The organism is uncultured Streptococcus sp., assembly GCF_901875575.1.
In the GTDB taxonomy this organism is placed as follows: domain Bacteria; phylum Bacillota; class Bacilli; order Lactobacillales; family Streptococcaceae; genus Streptococcus.
In genome coordinates this window covers 226,749-246,502 of the sequence record NZ_CABFMF010000011.1, presented here as the reverse complement: position 1 = coordinate 246,502, position 19,754 = coordinate 226,749, and the positions used below count along the sequence as shown (strand labels likewise).

Sequence of the window (19,754 nt, the reverse complement as noted above, 5' to 3'; positions counted from 1 at the left end):
TTTAGTGTGTTTCCTTAGCAATTGAATGAAACAAGTAAAAAGACAAACACCCTAAATGATGTTTGTCTTTTTTAATATCGTTAAGCAAGTGCTTCATTCTTATTTCACATGTTTTTCTGCTTCTTTTTGAGCTTTTTCGATTGCTTTTTTACTTTCTTGCTCCCACTTGCTCTTAGCTTCTTCGTACTGCTTAGTTGTCACCGTATCCTTTTGCAACCTCATGTATTTGTAGTTAAATCCATCACCCTTGATCCCAACTAACGAGAATCCCCTTGTAAATGGAGTCACTTTGGTTACAGAGGCTCTTCCACCATTTGACATAGCTGACATTAGTAAAGAATTGTCAATCATCCAAGCCTGAGCTTCAGCATATTTTTCATAACGTTTTTCAACATTGCTATTCTCGCGGTCTGCTTCTTTCAGCATGTTTGTGTAGGTATCCAAACCAAGGCTCTTAATCTTTTCTAGATCAGCTTTAGAGTCTAGTCCAAATATCTTAAGATAGAAACCATCTTCCGCATTAAAAGGATTTAGATAAGTAGATGGATCTTGATAATCTGGTGACCAACCATCAAGATTCAAATCATAATCACGATCGGCAGGTGTTGGTGCTAAAAAGGCAACGTTAGTGTATTCATCGGTAGAAAGTTGATGTACATCAATCACAATATTGTCAGCACCCAAAACTGTTTCAAGCGTCTGTTTGAGTGAATTCATACCTGCCGCTACATTTTTATTGGTTTGATCAACAGCTACATCTAGATGAATGGGGAAGGTCACACCTTGACTTGAAAGTTCTTTTTTAGCTTTATCAAATTTCGCCTGAGCTTTTTCTTTGTTAAAATAAGCATCTTGGGCATCAGCCAAGTTCATGTTTGACCACTCTGTCCCGTAGCTTACTAATTTTGAAGCCACTACTTCTCCAAAAGTTTTATCTCCAACTTGAACGAATGTTGGTGGAACTAACATATTGCGAAGAGTCTTGTTAGCCGCTTCTTCCCCATTTGATTGGGCAGAATATGCTGTACGATCCAAAGCAAAGTTCACCGCTTGTCGGAAGTTTTTATTTAACACAGCTGCTTCAGTTGATTTTTTCTGCTCATCTGTTGTTTTAGAGGTATGATTATAGGCCTTACGATTGACATTAAAGTTAAAGTACCAAGATGTCTTATCCTGCAAACTATAAATGATATTATCCTTATATTTTTCTTTTGTCTTAGCAAAATTTGAACTATTTGGATAAATACTTGCAATTGAATAAGCTCCACTTTCAAAATTACGGATAGTCAATTCTTGATCTGAACCATCAAAGTATGCCAATTTTACACGTTCAATAGATACTTTATCTTGATCATAGTAATGTGGATTCTTAACATATTCGATAGATGATTTTGATGTGAACTCTTTTAACAAATAAGGTCCACTATATAGAATACTATCTGGAGTCAAGGTCCCAAAATCTTTGCCTTTTGAATTCAAAAATTCTTCGTTAACTGGGAAAAGGATACTATTGGTCGTTTTTGAATTCCAATACGGTTCCGGACGTGATAAAGTGTATTCTACAGTATGCTCATCTAAAGCTTTAACGCCTACTTTTGAAAAATCAGAATCAGCACCTGTAATATAATCATTTAATCCCTTGATAGAATTTTGAATCAAATCGAGCGCCTGTGATTTGTTATCTACTGCATATTTAATACCCGTAACAAAATCTTGAGCTTTTACTGTAGCATACTCTTCACCATCAGCTGTAAACCATTTCGCATCTTTTCTCAGTTTGTAAGTATATGTTAAACCATCTTTAGAAACTGTCCAATCTTCTGCTAGGGATGGGACAAGGTTCCCGTAATTATCATTTTCTAACAATCCATCTACCAAGTTAGTAATAATAGAGGTATTATCTGCATAATAGTCTAATAAGTAGTTAAATGTTGTTGGATTTCCACTAAAGGTTGATGAGTAAATTTTTGTATCTGTACCCGACTGGCTACAAGCAGCTAACAACAAACTTGCTGCAAAAGTTAAGCCTAAACCAAGGATTTTCTTTTGAGTTTTCATGTCTTCTCCTTATATGTTAGTTTTTGTAACATAAGATTATTTTACCAAAATTCACTCAAATTGTAAAGATGCTTAAACTTTATAATGAAATTTTATAAAATTTATACATGAAAGAATCTGGGACAAAGTCTAACCTTAAATATAAAAAGCGAACAAAACGAGTTATCTAACACTCAGAATTCTGTCTTGTTCGCTTTTTTGTCTAATCTATCGATTTTAAAATTTTATAATAAAGAATTCCTAGAATCACAATCTTTTTGTCCCAGCCTCTTTACTCTTGAATACATTTCTTAATTGTGGCTTCATTAAGCCCTACTGTACTTACATAATAACCTTCCGCCCAGAAATGCCGATTCCCAAACTTGTACTTGAGATTGGCGTGTTTGTCAAACATCATGAGTGCACTTTTTCCTTTTAAATAACCCATGAAACTCGAAACACTTATCCTTGGTGGAATACTTACTAACATGTGTACATGGTCTGGCATTAAGTGACCCTCGATAATTTCAACTCCTTTATAACTACACAAGCGATGAAATATTTCGCCTAAACTACTTCGATATTGATTATAAATGACTTTTCGTCTATACTTAGGGGTGAACACAATGTGATATTTACACATCCACTTTATGTGTGATAAACTATGTGTCTTTTGTGCCATATTTTTCTCCTTTCGCTTTACAATTGGCTTGAACACCTTTATTGTATCGCGTTTGGAGTTTTTTGGTATAACCTTCGACGCGCACCCGCATAGCGGGTGGTTTATTTGTCTTGCACCTAACGGAGCGAGACGGACTAATAGTCACACAATTAAAAAGCTAGAGTTCCACAATTGGAAATCTCTAGCTTTTTTTGGAGATAAGGGACTATTGTCCCAGACTCCTTCTTATTCTTATTGCCAAGCACCTGAGTTAACAAAATTTTTTTGAATAGATCAAAAAAACCTCTGAGATTCTTCTCAAAGGTTCTGATTGTGCTAATTGCTGTTCTCAACCGCTGCAGTGACAAAGGCAGTGTAGAGTTCTTCTGGGCGATTTGGACGGCTTGACAGTTCAGGGTGATACTGACACGCTACAAAGAATTTATTTTCAGGGATTTCCACGATTTCTACCAAACGATTATCTGGAGAAACTCCTGAGAAGACAAATCCTGCTGCCTCAAACTGCTCACGAAAGGCATTATTAAACTCATAACGGTGACGGTGACGGCGTTGCACCACTTCTTGATTGTGATAAGCAGCCGCAGCCTTAGAACCACGTTTCAACTTCGATGGATAAAGTCCCAAACGAAGAGTTCCACCCATATCCTCAACATTAATCTGATCACGCATAATATCAATGATAGGGTATTTTGTTTCTGGTGCAAGCTCTGCAGAATTGGCACCTTCAAGCCCCAAAACATGACGAGCAAACTCGATACAAGTCAACTGCATTCCCAAGCAGACACCCAACATGGGAACATCATTTTCACGCGCATAGCGGATGGCTTGGATTTTCCCTTCCGTACCACGTTGGCCAAAACCTCCTGGTACGATGATTCCGTCCGCATCAGACAAGAGTTCCGCCACATTCTCTGCTGTCACATCATTGGCATTGACCCAATTGATTTTAACTTCTGCGTCGTTGGCATAACCAGAGTGTTTCAAGGCTTCGACCACTGAGATATAGGCATCCTGTAACTCCACATACTTACCGACAAGTGAAATCTTGACTTGTTTCTTGAGGTTCATGACCTTGTCCACCATGACTGACCATTCTGTCATATCCGCTGCTGGTGCATCTAATTTCAAATGGTCACAGACAATTTGGTCCATGCCTTGTGCCTGCAAGTTCAATGGAATTTGGTAAAGGTGTTCAACATCCAACGATTCGATAACGGCTTCTGGTGCCACATCACAGAACTGGGCCAGTTTGTTTTTAATACCCTGACCAGCTGGCTCTTCTGTACGAATAACCAACATATTGGGCTGGATTCCCAAGCCACGTAATTCTTTGACAGAGTGTTGAGTTGGTTTGGTTTTCATTTCACCGGCAGCCTTTAGATAAGGAAGCAAGGTTGTATGGATGTACATGACATTATCTGCACCCACATCTGCCTTCATCTGACGAAGAGCTTCTAAGAATGGAAGGGACTCGATATCGCCGACTGTTCCACCAACCTCTGTAATAATGACATCAGAATCGGTCGTTAGAGCGGCACGCTTGATTTTTTCTTTCAAAGCATCTGTGATATGAGGAATAACCTGAACAGTTGCACCAAGGTATTCTCCACGGCGTTCCTTACGAAGAACTTCACTGTAAATTTTACCAGTTGTCACGTTGGAATATTTGTTAAGATTGATATCGATGAAACGTTCATAGTGGCCCAAGTCCAAATCTGTCTCAGCTCCATCATCTGTCACAAACACTTCCCCGTGCTGGTAAGGACTCATGGTTCCCGGATCGATATTGATATAAGGGTCAAACTTTTGAATAGTTACTTTAAGACCACGATTTTTCAATAGACGACCTAGACTCGCTGCCACAATCCCTTTCCCAATAGACGATACCACACCACCAGTTACAAAAATATATTTCGTAGACATAGATTCCTCTTTCTAAAATGCTCAAGGCCTTGCTAACTACGAGGGGACATAGAAAACAAGACCCTACTAATAAGAATAATCTGGAACGACTGCACCAGATTCACAGCCAATACTCTTCGAAAATCTCTTCAAACCGCGTCAACGTCGCCTTGCCGTATATATGTTACTGACTTCGTCAGTTCTATCTACAACCTCAAAGCAGTGCTTTGAGCAACCTGCGGCTAGTTTCCTAGTTTGCTCTTTGATTTTCATTGAGTATAAAATACAAGAAGATAACTTCTTGAAAAAACAAAAATAGCTCCCTAAGAACTAGGGAGCCCCGACCTCTAAAAGAGGTGCCCGAACAATATGATACCTTAAAGCAGATTATTTGTCAACTCGAATTGGTAAAACATGAAAAAAGAGATTGATTTCAGAAAACCAAAAATAGAACAGCATTCCAACAGATGAATTGCTCAACTATTCTGCCCAAGCAAGAAAAAAAGGAGATCAGGCGACCTCCTCTGTAAAGTCTTTTACTCTTCTTCACTCGTTTCAGCATCATCATCTGAAAACTCGTCATCTTCTTCGTTGAGATCCACGTCTTCACCTAAGTCATCAGGGGCAATCTCGTTGATTTCTGCATCGTAAGCTTCCACTTCATTTTTCTCATCATCTGGATTTTCATCATCATATGAAAGAGCTGGATCGGCTTCGTATGCATCCTCGTCTTCTGGATCATCTGCATTGTAGTCAATAGCATCTGAATCGCCATCCATGAAGGCATTGACGCGTTTTTTCTTAGCTTTTGGTGCCACTTCATCGTCATCATTTTCTTCAAGAGCGATGATTTCTTCGTCAATTTCGTCCACACCATACCATGAACGAAGACCCCATTTGTTGTCTCCAAGAGAGATGAAGCTACCGTCAAAGTTCAACTCTGTGTAGAACAAAGGCAAAGCTTCGCGGATATCGCTATTTGATGTTCCAAGGTAGTTTTGAATTTCGTTTACAAGATCGCTAAAATGCATCTCGTGATCGCGACCACGAAGTTCCAAGATAGCACGCGCTACCTCAATCATAGATAGTTCACTTTTTTCTTGCCCAGCAAATACTTCTAATTCCAAAGCGTTTCTCCTCATTTATACTACTATCGCCAGAGCAAATAGACTCTGACCTCATTTTATCATTTACTCTTTATTGTACGATAATTTTGCGAAATAGTCAAAGGTTAAGAAAAAATAAAGGTGAAATATTTCAGCTAATTGAAAGACCTGTGTAACATGACCACAGGTATATTGATTTATTTATAACTCAAGACTGCAACTCCAATACCAACCACAAACTGCAAGAGGATTCCTACAGAGATAAAGGATTATTTGTTGCGTCAAATCAAGTAAAAAGTTCATTTCAGGTCCTGCCAACCAGTAACTTCGTTTTCTTTCCTTTATTTCATTTTCCCTAGAATAGTGAAAAATCCTTCTCTTGTTAATGAGTTTCATAAGAAAAAGGCTGGAGAATCCAACCTTCTCTATTTATTCAGCTAAGAGTACTTCTTTGATGGTTTGCTTTTGGAGTTTTCTGTTGGATAGATAAAAGAGGCTTTCATAAACCACAGCAAAACCGATCAAAGTCCAGAAACAAACATTCCCATCAAAGTGATGCTCAATCTTTTCAGGAACCGTATCGTTGATCACACCAATCAAGATTTCCATGATAGCGTACTGATAAGCCGTCCCAAGAACAAATCCTAGATAGGCCCAGAAACGATAGGGAGATAGGATATGGCCTTGGCATTCACGATCTGTGTAGCCAAAAGCCTTCATAAGAGCCAGGGTTTCGCGACTTTCTGAGACGACAATCCCCAATGACAAAAAGAGAATAGAGAAAGAAAGGATCAAGCCAATCATGATCATCATGGTTTGGATGATGTCATCTGTGTAGTCCCTTAGACAAAAGGACAATTGAACCATGGCCGCAAAACACATAGAGCCAAAGACTACAAAAAACAGGATAGATTTTCTCCCCCAAATTAGTGACGAAGACAGCTCTTTTAGGAAGTCTTTCTCTTTCTTAGGAGCCCTCTTTCTCCTTTTGACCTTGATTGGTGTTGGGGACTTTTTCAATAAGCGAAGAGCCGGCGTTTGTAGTTGTCTTCTAGCATAACCAACCGCGATAAGCATAAAAAATGCCGTTGGAAGAACCACAAAAGCAAGCAAGAGCTGCCAATGAAAATGAATGGTGATTTCTGGCAGGATCCCCTTTTCATTCCGGAAGTCATAAAAATGCCCCATAATAAGAAAAGAAGCGAAATAGCCAAGAAGCGCTCCGGCACCAAAACTGAGCCCAAATGCCCAAAATCGTTTAGCCAACTGGCCATTGCTATAGCCCAAAGCCTTTAAAATTCCTAATTGTTCCTTGTGATCATCGACAAATTGTTTGATATAAAAACACATGAGAAGGACCGACGTCAAGGACAAGACGACTCCACTGACCATAGCCACCATCCAGGAAAGCGAAACCTGAGCGTCATAGTAGGTCTGAATCATGGGATTGGTTTTAGAAATCTCCAACTGCTCGATGTCCAAGTAAAAATTCAAGAAGAGATTGGCCACAAAGACCGCACAAGCTCCAATGATACTTACGACAACTAATTTTCGAATATCTTTTACTGAAAACATGGCTTACCATCCAATCTCATAAGCAGTCTGTGGCTGATCATTGGTCACAACTTCGGTAATCTTGCCACTATTGACACGAATGATGGTTCTTGCCATATCCGCAATATTTTGGTTGTGCGTCACCATGATGAGGGTAAAGCCCAGCTTTTCCTTTAACTCCCAGATATAGTCGAGAATCTTGCGCCCCGTTTCTTCATCCAGGGCTCCCGTCGGCTCATCTAAGAAAAGAATCTCTGGCTTTTTGGCCAAGGCCCGAGCAATGGAGACTCTCTGCTGTTCCCCACCTGACAATTCACTCGGATACTTGTCCAGCTTATCGCCAAGTCCCAAATCCTCGATAATCTGCAAAAAATCATGATTGTTTGCCAGGTCTGCCCCCATCTTTACATTCTGTCTGACTGTTAGATTAGGCAATAAATAATACTGCTGAAAAATAAAGGCAATTTTCTCACGTCTAAAGGCTGTCAATTGAGTATCTGTGAGTTGAGCTAAATCCTGTCCTTGAATGAGGATATGTCCCTCGTCTACCTTTTCTAAACCTGACAGAACGTTTAAGAGAGTTGACTTGCCTGATCCAGAAGGACCGAGGATAACCACATCATCCTGGTCTTGAATCTGCAAATCAATCCCTTTTAAAACCTTGGTTTGGCCGTAACTTTTGTGCACATTTTCTAGTTGAATCATTTCTTTCCTACCATTTCTTTGATGAGAGATTGACAAACCTCTGTCAATAATCCAATCACTTCTTCCATGCTAAATTGATAAATGCCAGAAGCAACCATTGAGGCCATCCCGTGTGAGTAGATAAATAGATGCTGGTACAAGCGATCAGCCTCCTCTACAGTCAAAGGATAGTCTGCGACGATCGAATCCAGAACCAATTGGTAACTATGATCCTTTATGGGAAGAAAATCTTGAAAGCGACGAATCGGATCTTTGCTGGGATTTTGGAAAAGCAATTGAAAGAGTTGGGGTTCTTTTGAAGCGAAAAGGATATAAGTAACCCCGACGGATCGAAAAGGCTTCTCATCTTCTAAGGCCTTACGAATATACTCTACCACGACCATTTCCGCAGCACTAATAACCTCTGCTTGTAACTCGGCCATATTGGTAAATTGCCCAAAAATGACTCTTGGTGTGGCTCCCAGTTGCTCCGCTAATGCTCGAGCCGTCAAACTAGCCATGCCCTCTTCTCTCACCAATTGTAAAGCTGTCCCAATGATAGCCTCTTTACTAAATTTAACCTTTGGTGGCATAAGACTCCTTTCGCGCAACGTTTGTTGCGCAACGTTTGTTGTATAAAGAATACCATAAAAAAGAAAGACTTGTCAAGAAAAAACTGTAAAACACAAAACAAAAAGACAGCGAACTTTTTATTTCTTTGCTACCCAGCCGATGGCATCGATTGGTGGATTTTCGGTATCAATCCAGATGAATTCAATGCCGATTTCGCCATTATTAAACTTGGTCAAACGAATTCCGTTGATTTCCAGTTCATTTAAACGTTGACCTGTCAAGACTTCTCTTTCCTTCAACTGGAAAAGTTAAGGGGAAACTAATACAAATCTTCTAAGCTTCTATATTCAATGATTTCATTTTTTATAATATTCTTTTTAAACTCAAAATGTTTTAAAGGATTATCGATTAACACTAACTTTGGAATATCATCTAGGTTGGTAACTAAGGATAAAATAAAATCTGATTGGAATTCTTTTGCAGTTAAACGCACACGCCCCTTAGATTTTCGGATACCTTTTACTTCGACAAGGTAAGAATGCTCTTGGACATCTACCTGAAAGTCATATCCATCACCATAAAGACGGGCATCGGTTAACTGTCCACCTTGGAATTTTTCTTCTTTATCAAAGTTGAGTATAAAATAATTTTCTGCTTCCATTCCAGTTTCTTGTAGACGTTTGAATTTAGTTCGAATTATTGGTTTTTCAATGGTAGTAATGCCTGTTCGCTTTCCTTCACTGGCAAGTAACATTTTAACGATTTCAGCATAACTATGAACATCTTCATTTCCAAACATCATATCAATTAAATCTTTACGAAAACGGTAAACTTCAGCTTTCTGCCACCAACCTTTTCGATTATTGTCAAAATAAGGATCAAATAAATCCATTCTATTTTTTACAACTCCAGTTGTTTCAGCAATTTCCAAAGAAACCACATAGTGATAAAACTCCGACTTACTAGAACATTGAAATTCTTTTATAAAAAGCTTGTCAAACTTGGCCAGACCGTAGCCAATTAAATTTAACAATTCATAATGAGGGTGTTTGGACATCACTTTCTCCATCAATAGATATTGATTCCATCATACCAAAAAAACACGGCATCACACCGTGTTTTGATAGATTAATATTATTTTTTTAAGGCATTAATAATGTTTCTTGTAAGTTTTTTACCCGCACCTTGATTTTTGGGATGAGTCCGTAGATATGCGTGGACTTTAGTACCAGTATCAGAACGAGTATATCCATTTGTATTGACAATTTTGTTTTGTAAGATTTTCTTTAGAATTCCCATTTTACTTACCCTAAAAATTTCAAATTAACTTCTTCATCTCATCAATACGTGCGACGGTCGCGTCGTATTTAGCTTGGTAGTCGGCTTGTTTGTCGCGTTCTTTTTGGACGACTTCTGGTTTGGCATTGGCTACGAAGCGTTCGTTAGAGAGCTTCTTGCCGACCATGTCCAGTTCTTTTTGCCATTTAGCTAGTTCCTTGTCGAGACGAGCGAGTTCTTCTTCGACATTGAGGAGGTCTGCGAGTGGCAAGTAGATTTCTGCTCCTGTGATGACGCTTGACATTGCGAGTTCAGGTGCAGGGATGGTTGATGCGATTTCCAAGTGTTCAGGATTTGTGAAGCGTTTGATGTAGTTGACATTGCTGTTAAAGAAGGCTTCCAAGTCGCTATCACTGGTCTTAACAAGAATCGTGATAGGCTTGCTTGGTGCTACGTTTACTTCCGCACGCGCATTCCGAACAGCACGGATTAAGTCTTTGAGGCTTTCTACACCAGTATGAGCAGCAAGGTCTTCAAAGGCTGGGTTGACAGTTGGGTATTCTGCTGTCACGATAGAGCCTTCTGAGATTTGTCCAAAGATTTCCTCTGTCACGAATGGCATGATTGGGTGAAGGAGACGAAGAATCTTGTCCAAGGTGTAAAGGAGAACAGAGCGTGTGATAACTTTCTCTTCTTCGTTGTCGCTATAAAGGACTTCCTTAGTCAACTCAACGTACCAGTCCGCAAACTCGTCCCAAATGAAGTTGTAGAGGATGTGGCCAGCCACACCAAACTCAAACTTGTCAAAGTTTTCAGTGACTTTGCCGATCGTTTCATTGAGGTTGTGGAGAATCCAGCGGTCTGTGACATTTCCAGCTTCCTTGTTGACAACTTTTTCCACATTAGCAGTTGCTTGCTCAAGGGTCAAGCCTTCATTGTTCATGAGGATGTAGCGAGAGATGTTCCAGATCTTGTTAATAAAGTTCCAAGAAGCATCCATTTTCTCGTAAGAGAAGCGCACGTCTTGACCTGGTGCAGAACCGTTTGAAAGGAACCAACGAAGGCTATCTGTTCCGTACTTATCAATAACATCCATTGGATCAATCCCGTTACCGAGAGATTTAGACATCTTGCGTCCTTGCTCATCACGAATGAGACCATGAATCAAGGCATTTTTGAATGGCGACTTGCCAGTAAATTCCAAACCTTGGAAAATCATCCGAGACACCCAGAACGGAATAATATCATAACCAGTCACCAAAGTTGATGTTGGATAATAACGTTTAAAGTCTGCTGAGTCGACATCCGGCCAGCCCATGGTAGAGAATGGCCAAAGGGCAGAACTGAACCACGTATCCAAGACGTCTTCGTCCTGAGTCCAACCGTCACCTTCTGGAGCTTCTTCGCCGACATACATTTCACCATCAGCATTGTACCAAGCAGGGATTTGGTGACCCCACCAGAGCTGACGAGAGATTACCCAGTCGTGGACATTTTCCATCCATTGGAGGAAGGTATCGTTGAAACGAGGTGGGTAGAATTCAACCTTGTCCTCTGTGTCTTGGTTGGCAATGGCATTCTTGGCCAATTGGTCCATCTTGACGAACCATTGTGTAGACAAGCGTGGTTCAACCACTACACCTGTACGCTCTGAGTGACCAACACTGTGGATACGTTTTTCGATTTTAACGAGGGCGCCGATTTCTTCCAACTTGGCAACGACTGCCTTACGAGCTTCAAAACGGTCCATGCCTGCAAATTCAAGGGCCAAGTCATTCATGGTTCCGTCATCATTCATGACGTTGACTTGTGGCAAGTTATGGCGTTGACCAACCAAGAAGTCGTTTGGATCGTGAGCAGGTGTGATTTTCACGACACCTGTACCAAACTCAGGATCAGCATGCTCATCCCCAACGATTGGGATTAATTTATTAGCAATTGGAAGGATGACGTTTTTACCGATCAAGTCCTTGTATCGTGGATCTTCTGGATTGACCGCAACTGCAACGTCCCCAAACATAGTCTCAGGACGAGTTGTCGCAACTTCAAGGGCTCGTGAACCGTCTTCCAGCATGTAATTCATGTGGTAGAAGGCACCTTCCACATCCTTATGGATAACTTCGATATCAGAAAGGGCAGTGCGAGCAGCTGGGTCCCAGTTGATGATAAACTCACCACGGTAGATCCAGCCTTTCTTGTAAAGGTCCACAAAGACCTTACGAACAGCTTTTGACAAACCTTCGTCAAGAGTGAAACGCTCACGAGAGTAGTCTACAGAGAGCCCCATCTTGCCCCATTGTTCCTTGATAGTAGTGGCATATTCGTCTTTCCATTCCCAGACCTTGTCGAGGAATTTTTCACGACCTAGGTCATAACGTGTAATGCCCTCTCCACGCAAGCGTTCCTCAACCTTAGCTTGAGTCGCAATCCCCGCGTGGTCCATCCCCGGAAGCCAAAGGGTATCAAAACCTTGCATACGTTTTTGACGGATGATGATATCCTGCAAAGTCGTATCCCAAGCGTGACCAAGGTGAAGCTTACCAGTTACATTTGGTGGTGGAATCACGATTGAATAAGGCTTGGCTTTTTGATCGCCTGAAGGCTTGAAAACATCAGCATCAAGCCATTTTTGGTAACGACCAGCCTCAACCTCGGCTGGATTGTATTTAGGTGAAAGTTCTTTAGACATATGTGTGTCCTTTCTCTATTTTGTTCATTTTATTTTGAATTTGCTTAGCAACCTCTTCTGCAGACAGATTCGTATTATTTATTTTAAAGTAGTGGTGCAACTCACTAGGTCGACGTTGGGAATTTAATTGAAGTGTTTCAGCTGTATCTAAAATTTCTCTTTCAGATACCTCAATATGTCGTTTTAAGGGTTTGTGCTTTAATCGATTCTCCGTTCGATTTCGACGTAAGCGCTCTTCAAGGCTTGTTTCCAATTCAACAAAAAGAATCTCTTGATGATAGTCATTCAACAAATCTTGAATTTGCTTCAAATACAGCAGCTGGTACTGATTTGAAAAATCAATTACGTCAGTTAAAATTACTGATCGCCGATTTCTTGCACTTGCTCCAAGGAAAGAAAAGGTCATTCCACGAACAAATTCCCACATTTCCTCTGTAAAGTCCTGATAGATTTCCAGTGCAAAATCGATGGCTTGATGGTTATAAAATAGGGTTGCATCTGTCAGTCGAGATAACTCTTGACCAATCGTCATTTTTCCTGAAGCTGGAGCACCGATAATGAAAAGATGCATCAATTCACCTCCCACTCACTCTTCAGCAAGCCATATATCAGACTGTCACAACGGTTGCCTTGGGCATCCTTTCTATCTCTTATTCGAGCTTCGAGGGTAAATCCAAGTTTTTCTGCGACTCGTTGACTTTGGACATTATAACCAAAACAAGTCAGTTCGATCTTGTGAAGACCCAAATCTTTAAAGGCTAGGTTAATCAAGGTACGCGCTGCTTCTGGTACATAGCCTCGACCCCAGTAGTCTGGATGCAAGGTATAGCCAAGCTCTAGCACATCATCCGCATGGCGATGGTTGAAGTCAACAGAACCAATGACTTTATCGGTTCCTTTAACGACAATCCCATAGCCAGCTGGGAGATTGTCCTTTTGATTGCGTTCGGGAAGGATATGCTCCAGATAATAAATCTCATCTTCCAAGATCTTGACGGGCGGAAAACCTGCTGGATAAGCGACCTCTGGGAGACTAGCATAGTCAAAGATATCCTCTGCATCCGCCACTGTACGAACTCGTAAGACGAGCCGATCGGTTTCTAATCGGTCTGGTAATTGTGCTTGCACCATCTTCCTACCTCGCTTCCCATAAAAAAGCCCCTGCCATATCCATGACAGGGACGAATGTGTTATCCGCGGTACCACCCAAATTCGGGCAGAGCCCGCCACTCTCGTCTTTAAAATAAAAGACAGTAATATTTCAATTTTTCATCCATCAGCAACCAGTTTTGACACATTTGTGGACTTCTCAGCGCTGCCACTTTCTGTAAAATGTGGGATTCAAAACACCTCTAATGGCTCTATTGTAGCAAGATTTTTTCGGAAATGCAAGGCACAAGAAAAATTACTTGAACTTGATACCATTTTCTTTCAATTTCTTAATAGTAGCTGGGCCGATTCCTTTCAAGGCAAGGAGTTCTTTTTCAGTCCAGTTTTTGAAATCTGAAGCAGACTTGATTCCTTCATCATAGAAAGTTTTGGCACGGTCAAGTGGAAGTCCACCCAAGTTTGCTGCAAAATCTTCTACAGAATTGGCTACTTTTTGAGCTTGCTCTTTGGTAGCTTCTACTGCTTGTTCAACTTTTTTAGAAACAGCCTTACTAGCTTGGCTTGCTGACTGTTCTGCACGTTTCACGACTTTTTTTGTCTCTTCTACAACCTTAGTCACAGTACTTGAAAATGCACCTGCACGACGGAGGCTATTTCGTAATTGTTTTTTACGATTGAGTTTCTTTGACATGATAAAATCCTTTCAATAAAAAATCCCTGTTCTGACAAGGATTTAATAAAATTATTTTATCAAGATTTTAGTAAAAAATCAAGAATCTATCTCGTTTAATAATTTCGCTCACCGAATAAGCCATCTGGCAAATCATGGAATCCCTTGCCTGCTTTGAAGTTTTCAAACTTACCAAGCAAGAACTGATAAGCATCCAAACGACTTTCGTAGCGAATCATGGCATCTTTGGCACGTTCGTCTTGGTCTTCTTCGTAGACTTTTTGACTTTCCTTGTGCGCCATGTCGTTAATCATAATCTGGGTATTGACCCAGGCTTCAAATTCCTTCATAAATTCTTGTTCGTAACTCATTTTTTCTCCTTATTCTAATCCACGGAAATAGTCCGTGTCAATCTCACGGTAGGGCTGGATATCCTGAACATACTCCAACACACCTTGAAATTCTCCCTCTTCATCATGAACTGCAGCGTAGGTAATATGAACAAACTTACCTCGAGACTCTGACTTGAACCACATTTCATACTTATCCTTGACCCCTTCACGAAGCCCCTTCATGATGGTTTTGACCTTGTCCAAGTACTTAGGCGGATGACAGAGTTCGACATTGCGCCCGATTTGAGACGGCGTCCGTTTGAAAATCATCTCATCAGCTGGCGTATTGTCATTGTAATACTGGAAAATATCGTCTTTATTTACAAAGGTAATCTCCATAGGGAGGTGATTGAGGATGAGATTAGCCTGCTCGACTGAAAGATAGCCATTGCCAAAAGCCTGTTGACTATGGCGGTCCAGCACTGCTTCCTTTTCCTTAGGAGTAAAGGTAATGGTGAACTGGCCTTCTGGCGTATCAATAACTTGCTGAACTTGACCCTCTGCCGTATCTAACTGTACAGGCTCCTCTGCACTCTTTTCCTCAATAAAACTCTGACGTTCTGGCACCCATTTCTCAGACGGACGGATGATGGCATAGCCATAGACGTCACTCTCCTCCGCAATCTGAAGCCAGTCATCTTGGGTGAAGGACTCAAGGAGAATCATGAGAAGGATGGACTCTTCCTTGAAAATCATACTTTCAAACTCTGTCGCAAAGGCTTCAAAAGTTTCCCTTACAGTGCTAATCGACACTTCTGGTAGTGACTTGGCTGTCGCTAAAGCTGTTTGAAAAAGTTCCCTGATCTGATCATCCACTCCCCACATAACTTTGGGAGGTGAATCGTGTCCATAACGCTCCATGATAGGAAAGAAGAGTTCTTCTTTACGTTGGTAGTGGATGTCAAATTGCCCCAAAAGCCCCATCTGACGGACCAAGCCCTTGCGCATCTCCGCAAGCATTTCTTCATCTTCCATAGACTCATAGGTATCTAACAATCTACGAATGCGAATCAAGGTCGCACGGAGGGCTAGATTTTCTTCTTTGAAAATCCGAACTGGGTGACCTGGGTGCTCGGTATCTGCAACTTCGACATCCTTAACAGCATTTTTAAAAAGATTGGCATGGACATCACAGAGTTCCATGACATCTTCAAAGGTAACACCTGAGTCTGAGTTCATCAGCTCGTGCTCCATAAGGGAAATCTCGATAGCTGAAACACCTGTAAAGGTCGCATCAAAGCGCTCCTGAACCGACTCAGGAGAGGCTCCATTATGCAATTCTAACAAAATATCCCGTAGGACATGAATCCTTTCATCTGCCATCAGTCTAATCCAATCACTTCGTAGCCATTCGCTTCCAGTGTGCGGACAATCTTGTCCATAGGGGTTCCTTCCAGCTTAGAACCCTGTTTAAGCGATACTTTGCGACCGATAGTATTACGCATCAAGGGATTAGCAAGGGGTTTAAAACCCAGCTCCACTAGGATTTCCAAGACTTCTGGATGCTTATCCACCACTTCTGCAACAGGAATTGACACATCGATGATATTGTCCATGACGACCTCCATTATCGTTTATAAATGATATTATTTATTTTATTATACCATAAGGAGGACTGGCACACACCAAAAAAGAGGGTTACCCCTCCTTCTTAGTTCTTATCCAGATTGCGTAGCATTTCGTCAATCTTGTTTCCATATTCGATGGATTCGTCTTTGACGAAAGTCAAATCTGGGATTTTGTACAATTTCAAATTGCGACCAAGTTCACGTTTGATGGTACCAGTTGCTTTTTCAAGCCCGATTTGGGCTTTTTGATTATCTGAAGCAAGGTTACTCAAAATGGTGTAGTAAACCTTGGCAACAGATAAATCACCTAACATCTGAACATCTGTGATGGTCACACCTTGGACACGCGGATCACGGACTTTCTTTTGCAAAATCTCATTAACTTCACGTTTGATTTCCATGCCCACACGATCCGTACGAAAATGATTTGCCATATCTCTTCCTTTCACTTTTATAATGAACCAAAAGCTAGGCCAGCAGACCTAGCTATTTTTAAACTTCTTGATTTTTAATTCAAATTGAAACGAAGTTCAATTTGAAATCATCCGCTTCTTTCGCTGTGGTGAAAGTGATGGGACTGATTTATCAGTCCCATCACAGGGGATTTTTGAGACCCTAGGCTCAAAAATAAGCAATGAAACCATCGGTTTGCTTGCGTCCCTCACCACCTAAGAAAGGAGCAAAAATCTTATCGTTTGATTTCTTCCATGACATAGGCCTCAATCACATCATCCATCTTGATATCATTGTAGCCATCGATCATCAATCCACCTTCACGGCCGTTTGTCACTTCTTTAACGTCGTCTTTGTAGTGTTTCAAGCTTGCGAGTTCGCCATCATAGATAACAACACCGTCACGGATAACACGGACTTTAGAGTCACGGGTAACCTTACCGTTGATAACCATGAATCCACCGATAGTTCCCACTTTAGACACCTTGAAGGTTTCACGAATAACTGCTTCACCAATAACTTTTTCTTCAAATTCTGGATCAAGCATCCCTTTCATGGCTTCTTCCATCTCTTCGATAACCTTGTAGATAATGCTGTGGAGACGGATTTCCACATCGTCAGCTTCTGCCTGTTGACGAGCTTGTGGTGTAGGGCGTACGTTGAAACCAACGATAAAGGCATTTGAAGCTTCGGCAAGGGTTACGTCTGATTCGTTGATAGCACCGACCGCAGAGTGAACGATGGTAACTTTGACACCTTCCACGTCAATCTTTTGAAGTGAGGCAGAAAGGGCTTCAACAGAACCTTGTACATCGGCCTTGATGATAACATTAACTGATTTGAGTTCACCAGCTTTAAGGGTATCAAAGAGGTTTTCAAGGCTGACACGTTGGGTAGCTTGACGTTGTTTCATAAGGGCACGTTTGGCACGCTCTTCACCTGCTGCACGCGCAGATTTTTCATCTTCGTAAACGGCAAAGTGGTCACCTGCCATTGGCGCTTCGTTCAAACCTGTGATTGAAACTGGTGTTGATGGACCTGCTACCTTAACACGACGACCAAGATCGTTGGTCATGGCACGGACACGACCGAAGGTATTTCCGACAACGATTGGGTCTTGGACATTCAAGGTACCTTGTTGAACAAGAAGGGTTGCGACCGCACCTTTTCCTTTATCCAGACGAGCTTCGATAACTGTACCGATCGCACGCACTGTTGGATCCGCTTTGAGTTCTTGGATTTCAGCTACAAGAAGGACTGTTTCCAACAATTCTTCGATGTTTTGGTTGAATTTAGCTGAGATCTCAACAAATTCAGAATCTCCACCCCAAGCAGTTGACATAACTCCATGCTCTGCCAATTCACCGATAACGCGTTCTGGGTTGGCACCTGGTTTATCAATCTTGTTGATGGCTACAATAATTGGAACGTTGGCTGCTTTTGAGTGGTTGATGGCTTCGATTGTCTGAGGCATAACCCCGTCATCTGCCGCTACGACCAAGATAGTAATGTCGGTAACAGAAGCACCACGCGCACGCATAGATGTAAAGGCCGCGTGTCCTGGTGTATCAAGGAAGGTAATCTTCTTGCCATTTTCAACAATTTGGTAGGCACCGATATGCTGAGTGATACCACCTGCTTCACCTGTCGCAACACGAGAGTTACGAAGAGTATCTAGGAGGGTTGTTTTACCGTGGTCAACGTGTCCCATGATAGTTACAACTGGTGGACGCTCAACCAATTCATCTTCATTGAGATAACCATCTTCGACAAAGAAACGTTCGATGTCAGCATTATCCACTTCAACCTTTTGTTTAGCTTCGATACCGTAATCCACCATGAGGAGTTCAATTGTTTCCCCATCCAAGGATTGGTTTTGTGTGGCCATGACACCCATCATAAAGAGTTTCTTAACGATTTCAGCTGGTTCACGTTTGATACGTTTTGCGATTTCCGCAACCGTCATACCATCTGTATACTCAAATTCTGTTGGCAATTCATGGAATTTACGCTCTGTAACAGGTTTTGGAGCCTGATTGCGATTGTTTTGCTTATTGCCTTTTTTATTCTTTTTGTTATTACTATTATTCCAGTTACTATTCTTTTGATTTCTCACTTGATTTTGACTACTTCGATTCTTTTGGTTTTTTCTAGGACCATCTTCTTCGTGATCATAATCGTCACGTTCTTTATCTGGTCGAGCTTGTTTTTTACGACGTGTATCCACTGCAGGTTCTTTTTTCTCAGGCACCACTTCAATTACTGCTTGAACTTGTTGCTCTTGTTGGGCTTGTTCAGCTAGTTTAGCAACCTCTTCAAAGATTTCCTCTGGCTCCTTGCGTTTGTTTGCTTGAGCCAAAGCTTCTTTAGCAGCCTGATATTGCTTGAAGCGTTCCTCACTTGAACGTGCATACTCTGCATTTTGCTCTGCTTTTAGGGCTGCTGCACGGGCTTTAAAGTCAATACGTGGAGCCGCTTGATTTGGACGTTTGTCCTCTTGTTGACGGCGCTCATTTTCACGATTTTGCTGACCTTGCTGTTTCTTAGCTTGGTCATTAAAGCGACGATTGTCGCGATTGCCTTGACCTTGTTTTCCACCATTGCGGTTATCATTCTTTTGATAATTTCCCTTTTGTTGGTCACGGTTATTGCCCTTATTTTGCTTGCGTCGTTCTGCCTGCTCTTTGGCACGAGCTTCACGCTCAGCCTTGAAATTACGACTTTGCGGTTTAGCTACTACTTTTTCTGTTTTAGGAGCGACTGGCTCAGCATTTTTTGCCTCTTCCTTGGCTACAGCTGGTTTAGCTGGCTCAGATTTCTCGGCTTTCTTTTCTGCACTTGCTTTTTGTTCTGCAGATTTTGCTTCTACTTTCGGAGCAGGAGCAGGTTTAAAGCTGGCAGCGATTTTTGCAGCGACAGCTTCTTCCACACTTGATGAGTGGCTTTTCACATCCAAGCCCAACTCTTTTGCACGCGCTACAACTTCTTTACTTTCTTTTCCAAGTTCTTTTGCGATTTCGTACAATCTTTTCTTAGACAAATCATGTCCTCCTCTT

At 41.3% G+C, this 19,754-nt stretch carries 17 protein-coding genes and 1 pseudogene; all 18 read right to left on the bottom strand.

Features of this window, described 5'->3' with window-relative positions; all coding sequences use genetic code 11:
• Positions 1-99: 99 nt before the first annotated feature.
• Positions 100-2,058 carry a peptide ABC transporter substrate-binding protein gene (locus QZ114_RS03790; RefSeq protein WP_295499830.1) on the bottom strand — a complete coding sequence of 653 codons (1,959 nt, stop codon included), beginning with the start codon at positions 2,056-2,058 and terminating at the stop codon, positions 100-102.
• A gap of 277 nt (positions 2,059-2,335) precedes the next feature.
• Positions 2,336-2,719 (bottom strand): annotated as a pseudogene (gene tnpA, locus QZ114_RS03785) (IS200/IS605 family transposase); the annotation flags it as partial.
• Positions 2,720-3,034: 315 nt separating this feature from the next.
• On the bottom strand, positions 3,035-4,642 hold the full coding sequence (locus QZ114_RS03780) for a CTP synthase (protein WP_295499828.1): 1,608 nt from the start codon (positions 4,640-4,642) through the stop codon (positions 3,035-3,037).
• A gap of 515 nt (positions 4,643-5,157) precedes the next feature.
• Entirely contained in the window at positions 5,158-5,748 is a 591-nt protein-coding gene (rpoE, locus tag QZ114_RS03775; RefSeq protein ID WP_000418407.1) for a DNA-directed RNA polymerase subunit delta, read from the bottom strand.
• 408 nt (positions 5,749-6,156) lie between these two features.
• Positions 6,157-7,302 (bottom strand): FtsX-like permease family protein, encoded by a 1,146-nt coding sequence (locus QZ114_RS03770; protein ID WP_295499825.1) that lies wholly within the window; start codon positions 7,300-7,302, stop codon positions 6,157-6,159.
• Between the two features lie 3 nt (positions 7,303-7,305).
• Complete coding sequence (locus tag QZ114_RS03765) at positions 7,306-7,986, bottom strand: ABC transporter ATP-binding protein (protein WP_295499823.1); 681 nt, start codon at positions 7,984-7,986, stop codon at positions 7,306-7,308.
• Entirely contained in the window at positions 7,983-8,558 is a 576-nt protein-coding gene (locus QZ114_RS03760; RefSeq protein WP_295499821.1) for a TetR/AcrR family transcriptional regulator, read from the bottom strand. The genes QZ114_RS03765 and QZ114_RS03760 overlap by 4 nt, the downstream gene beginning before the upstream one ends.
• 117 nt (positions 8,559-8,675) lie before the next feature.
• A complete protein-coding gene (locus tag QZ114_RS03755) occupies positions 8,676-8,837 on the bottom strand; it encodes a hypothetical protein (protein ID WP_295499819.1) in 162 nt (53 codons plus the stop codon).
• Positions 8,838-8,857: 20 nt separating this feature from the next.
• Positions 8,858-9,595 (bottom strand): DUF3883 domain-containing protein, encoded by a 738-nt coding sequence (locus QZ114_RS03750; RefSeq protein WP_295499818.1) that lies wholly within the window; start codon positions 9,593-9,595, stop codon positions 8,858-8,860.
• 261 nt (positions 9,596-9,856) lie between these two features.
• The gene (locus QZ114_RS03745; protein ID WP_295499817.1) at positions 9,857-12,505 is read right to left on the bottom strand and encodes a valine--tRNA ligase; all 2,649 of its coding nucleotides are present in this window, start codon (positions 12,503-12,505) and stop codon (positions 9,857-9,859) included.
• Positions 12,498-13,076 carry an AAA family ATPase gene (locus tag QZ114_RS03740; protein WP_295499814.1) on the bottom strand — a complete coding sequence of 193 codons (579 nt, stop codon included), beginning with the start codon at positions 13,074-13,076 and terminating at the stop codon, positions 12,498-12,500. The genes QZ114_RS03745 and QZ114_RS03740 overlap by 8 nt, the downstream gene beginning before the upstream one ends.
• On the bottom strand, positions 13,076-13,636 hold the full coding sequence (locus QZ114_RS03735) for a GNAT family N-acetyltransferase (protein ID WP_295499812.1): 561 nt from the start codon (positions 13,634-13,636) through the stop codon (positions 13,076-13,078). Before QZ114_RS03735 ends, QZ114_RS03740 begins: the two co-directional genes overlap by 1 nt.
• Positions 13,637-13,910: 274 nt before the next feature.
• Positions 13,911-14,306, bottom strand: coding sequence for a helicase (locus QZ114_RS03730; protein ID WP_042900374.1), 396 nt, complete (start codon positions 14,304-14,306; stop codon positions 13,911-13,913).
• Between the two features lie 95 nt (positions 14,307-14,401).
• Positions 14,402-14,656, bottom strand: coding sequence for a DUF1912 family protein (locus QZ114_RS03725; RefSeq protein WP_000119706.1), 255 nt, complete (start codon positions 14,654-14,656; stop codon positions 14,402-14,404).
• 9 nt (positions 14,657-14,665) lie between these two features.
• Positions 14,666-16,000 (bottom strand): DUF438 domain-containing protein, encoded by a 1,335-nt coding sequence (locus QZ114_RS03720; protein WP_295499809.1) that lies wholly within the window; start codon positions 15,998-16,000, stop codon positions 14,666-14,668.
• Positions 16,000-16,233: a DUF1858 domain-containing protein gene (locus QZ114_RS03715; protein WP_000368734.1), complete on the bottom strand. Its 234-nt coding sequence runs from the start codon at positions 16,231-16,233 to the stop codon at positions 16,000-16,002. The genes QZ114_RS03720 and QZ114_RS03715 overlap by 1 nt, the downstream gene beginning before the upstream one ends.
• Before the next feature lie 95 nt (positions 16,234-16,328).
• Positions 16,329-16,679, bottom strand: coding sequence for a 30S ribosome-binding factor RbfA (rbfA, locus tag QZ114_RS03710; protein ID WP_001273601.1), 351 nt, complete (start codon positions 16,677-16,679; stop codon positions 16,329-16,331).
• Positions 16,680-16,933: 254 nt separating this feature from the next.
• The gene (gene infB, locus QZ114_RS03705) at positions 16,934-19,738 is read right to left on the bottom strand and encodes a translation initiation factor IF-2 (protein WP_295499807.1); all 2,805 of its coding nucleotides are present in this window, start codon (positions 19,736-19,738) and stop codon (positions 16,934-16,936) included.
• Positions 19,739-19,754: the final 16 nt, after the last annotated feature.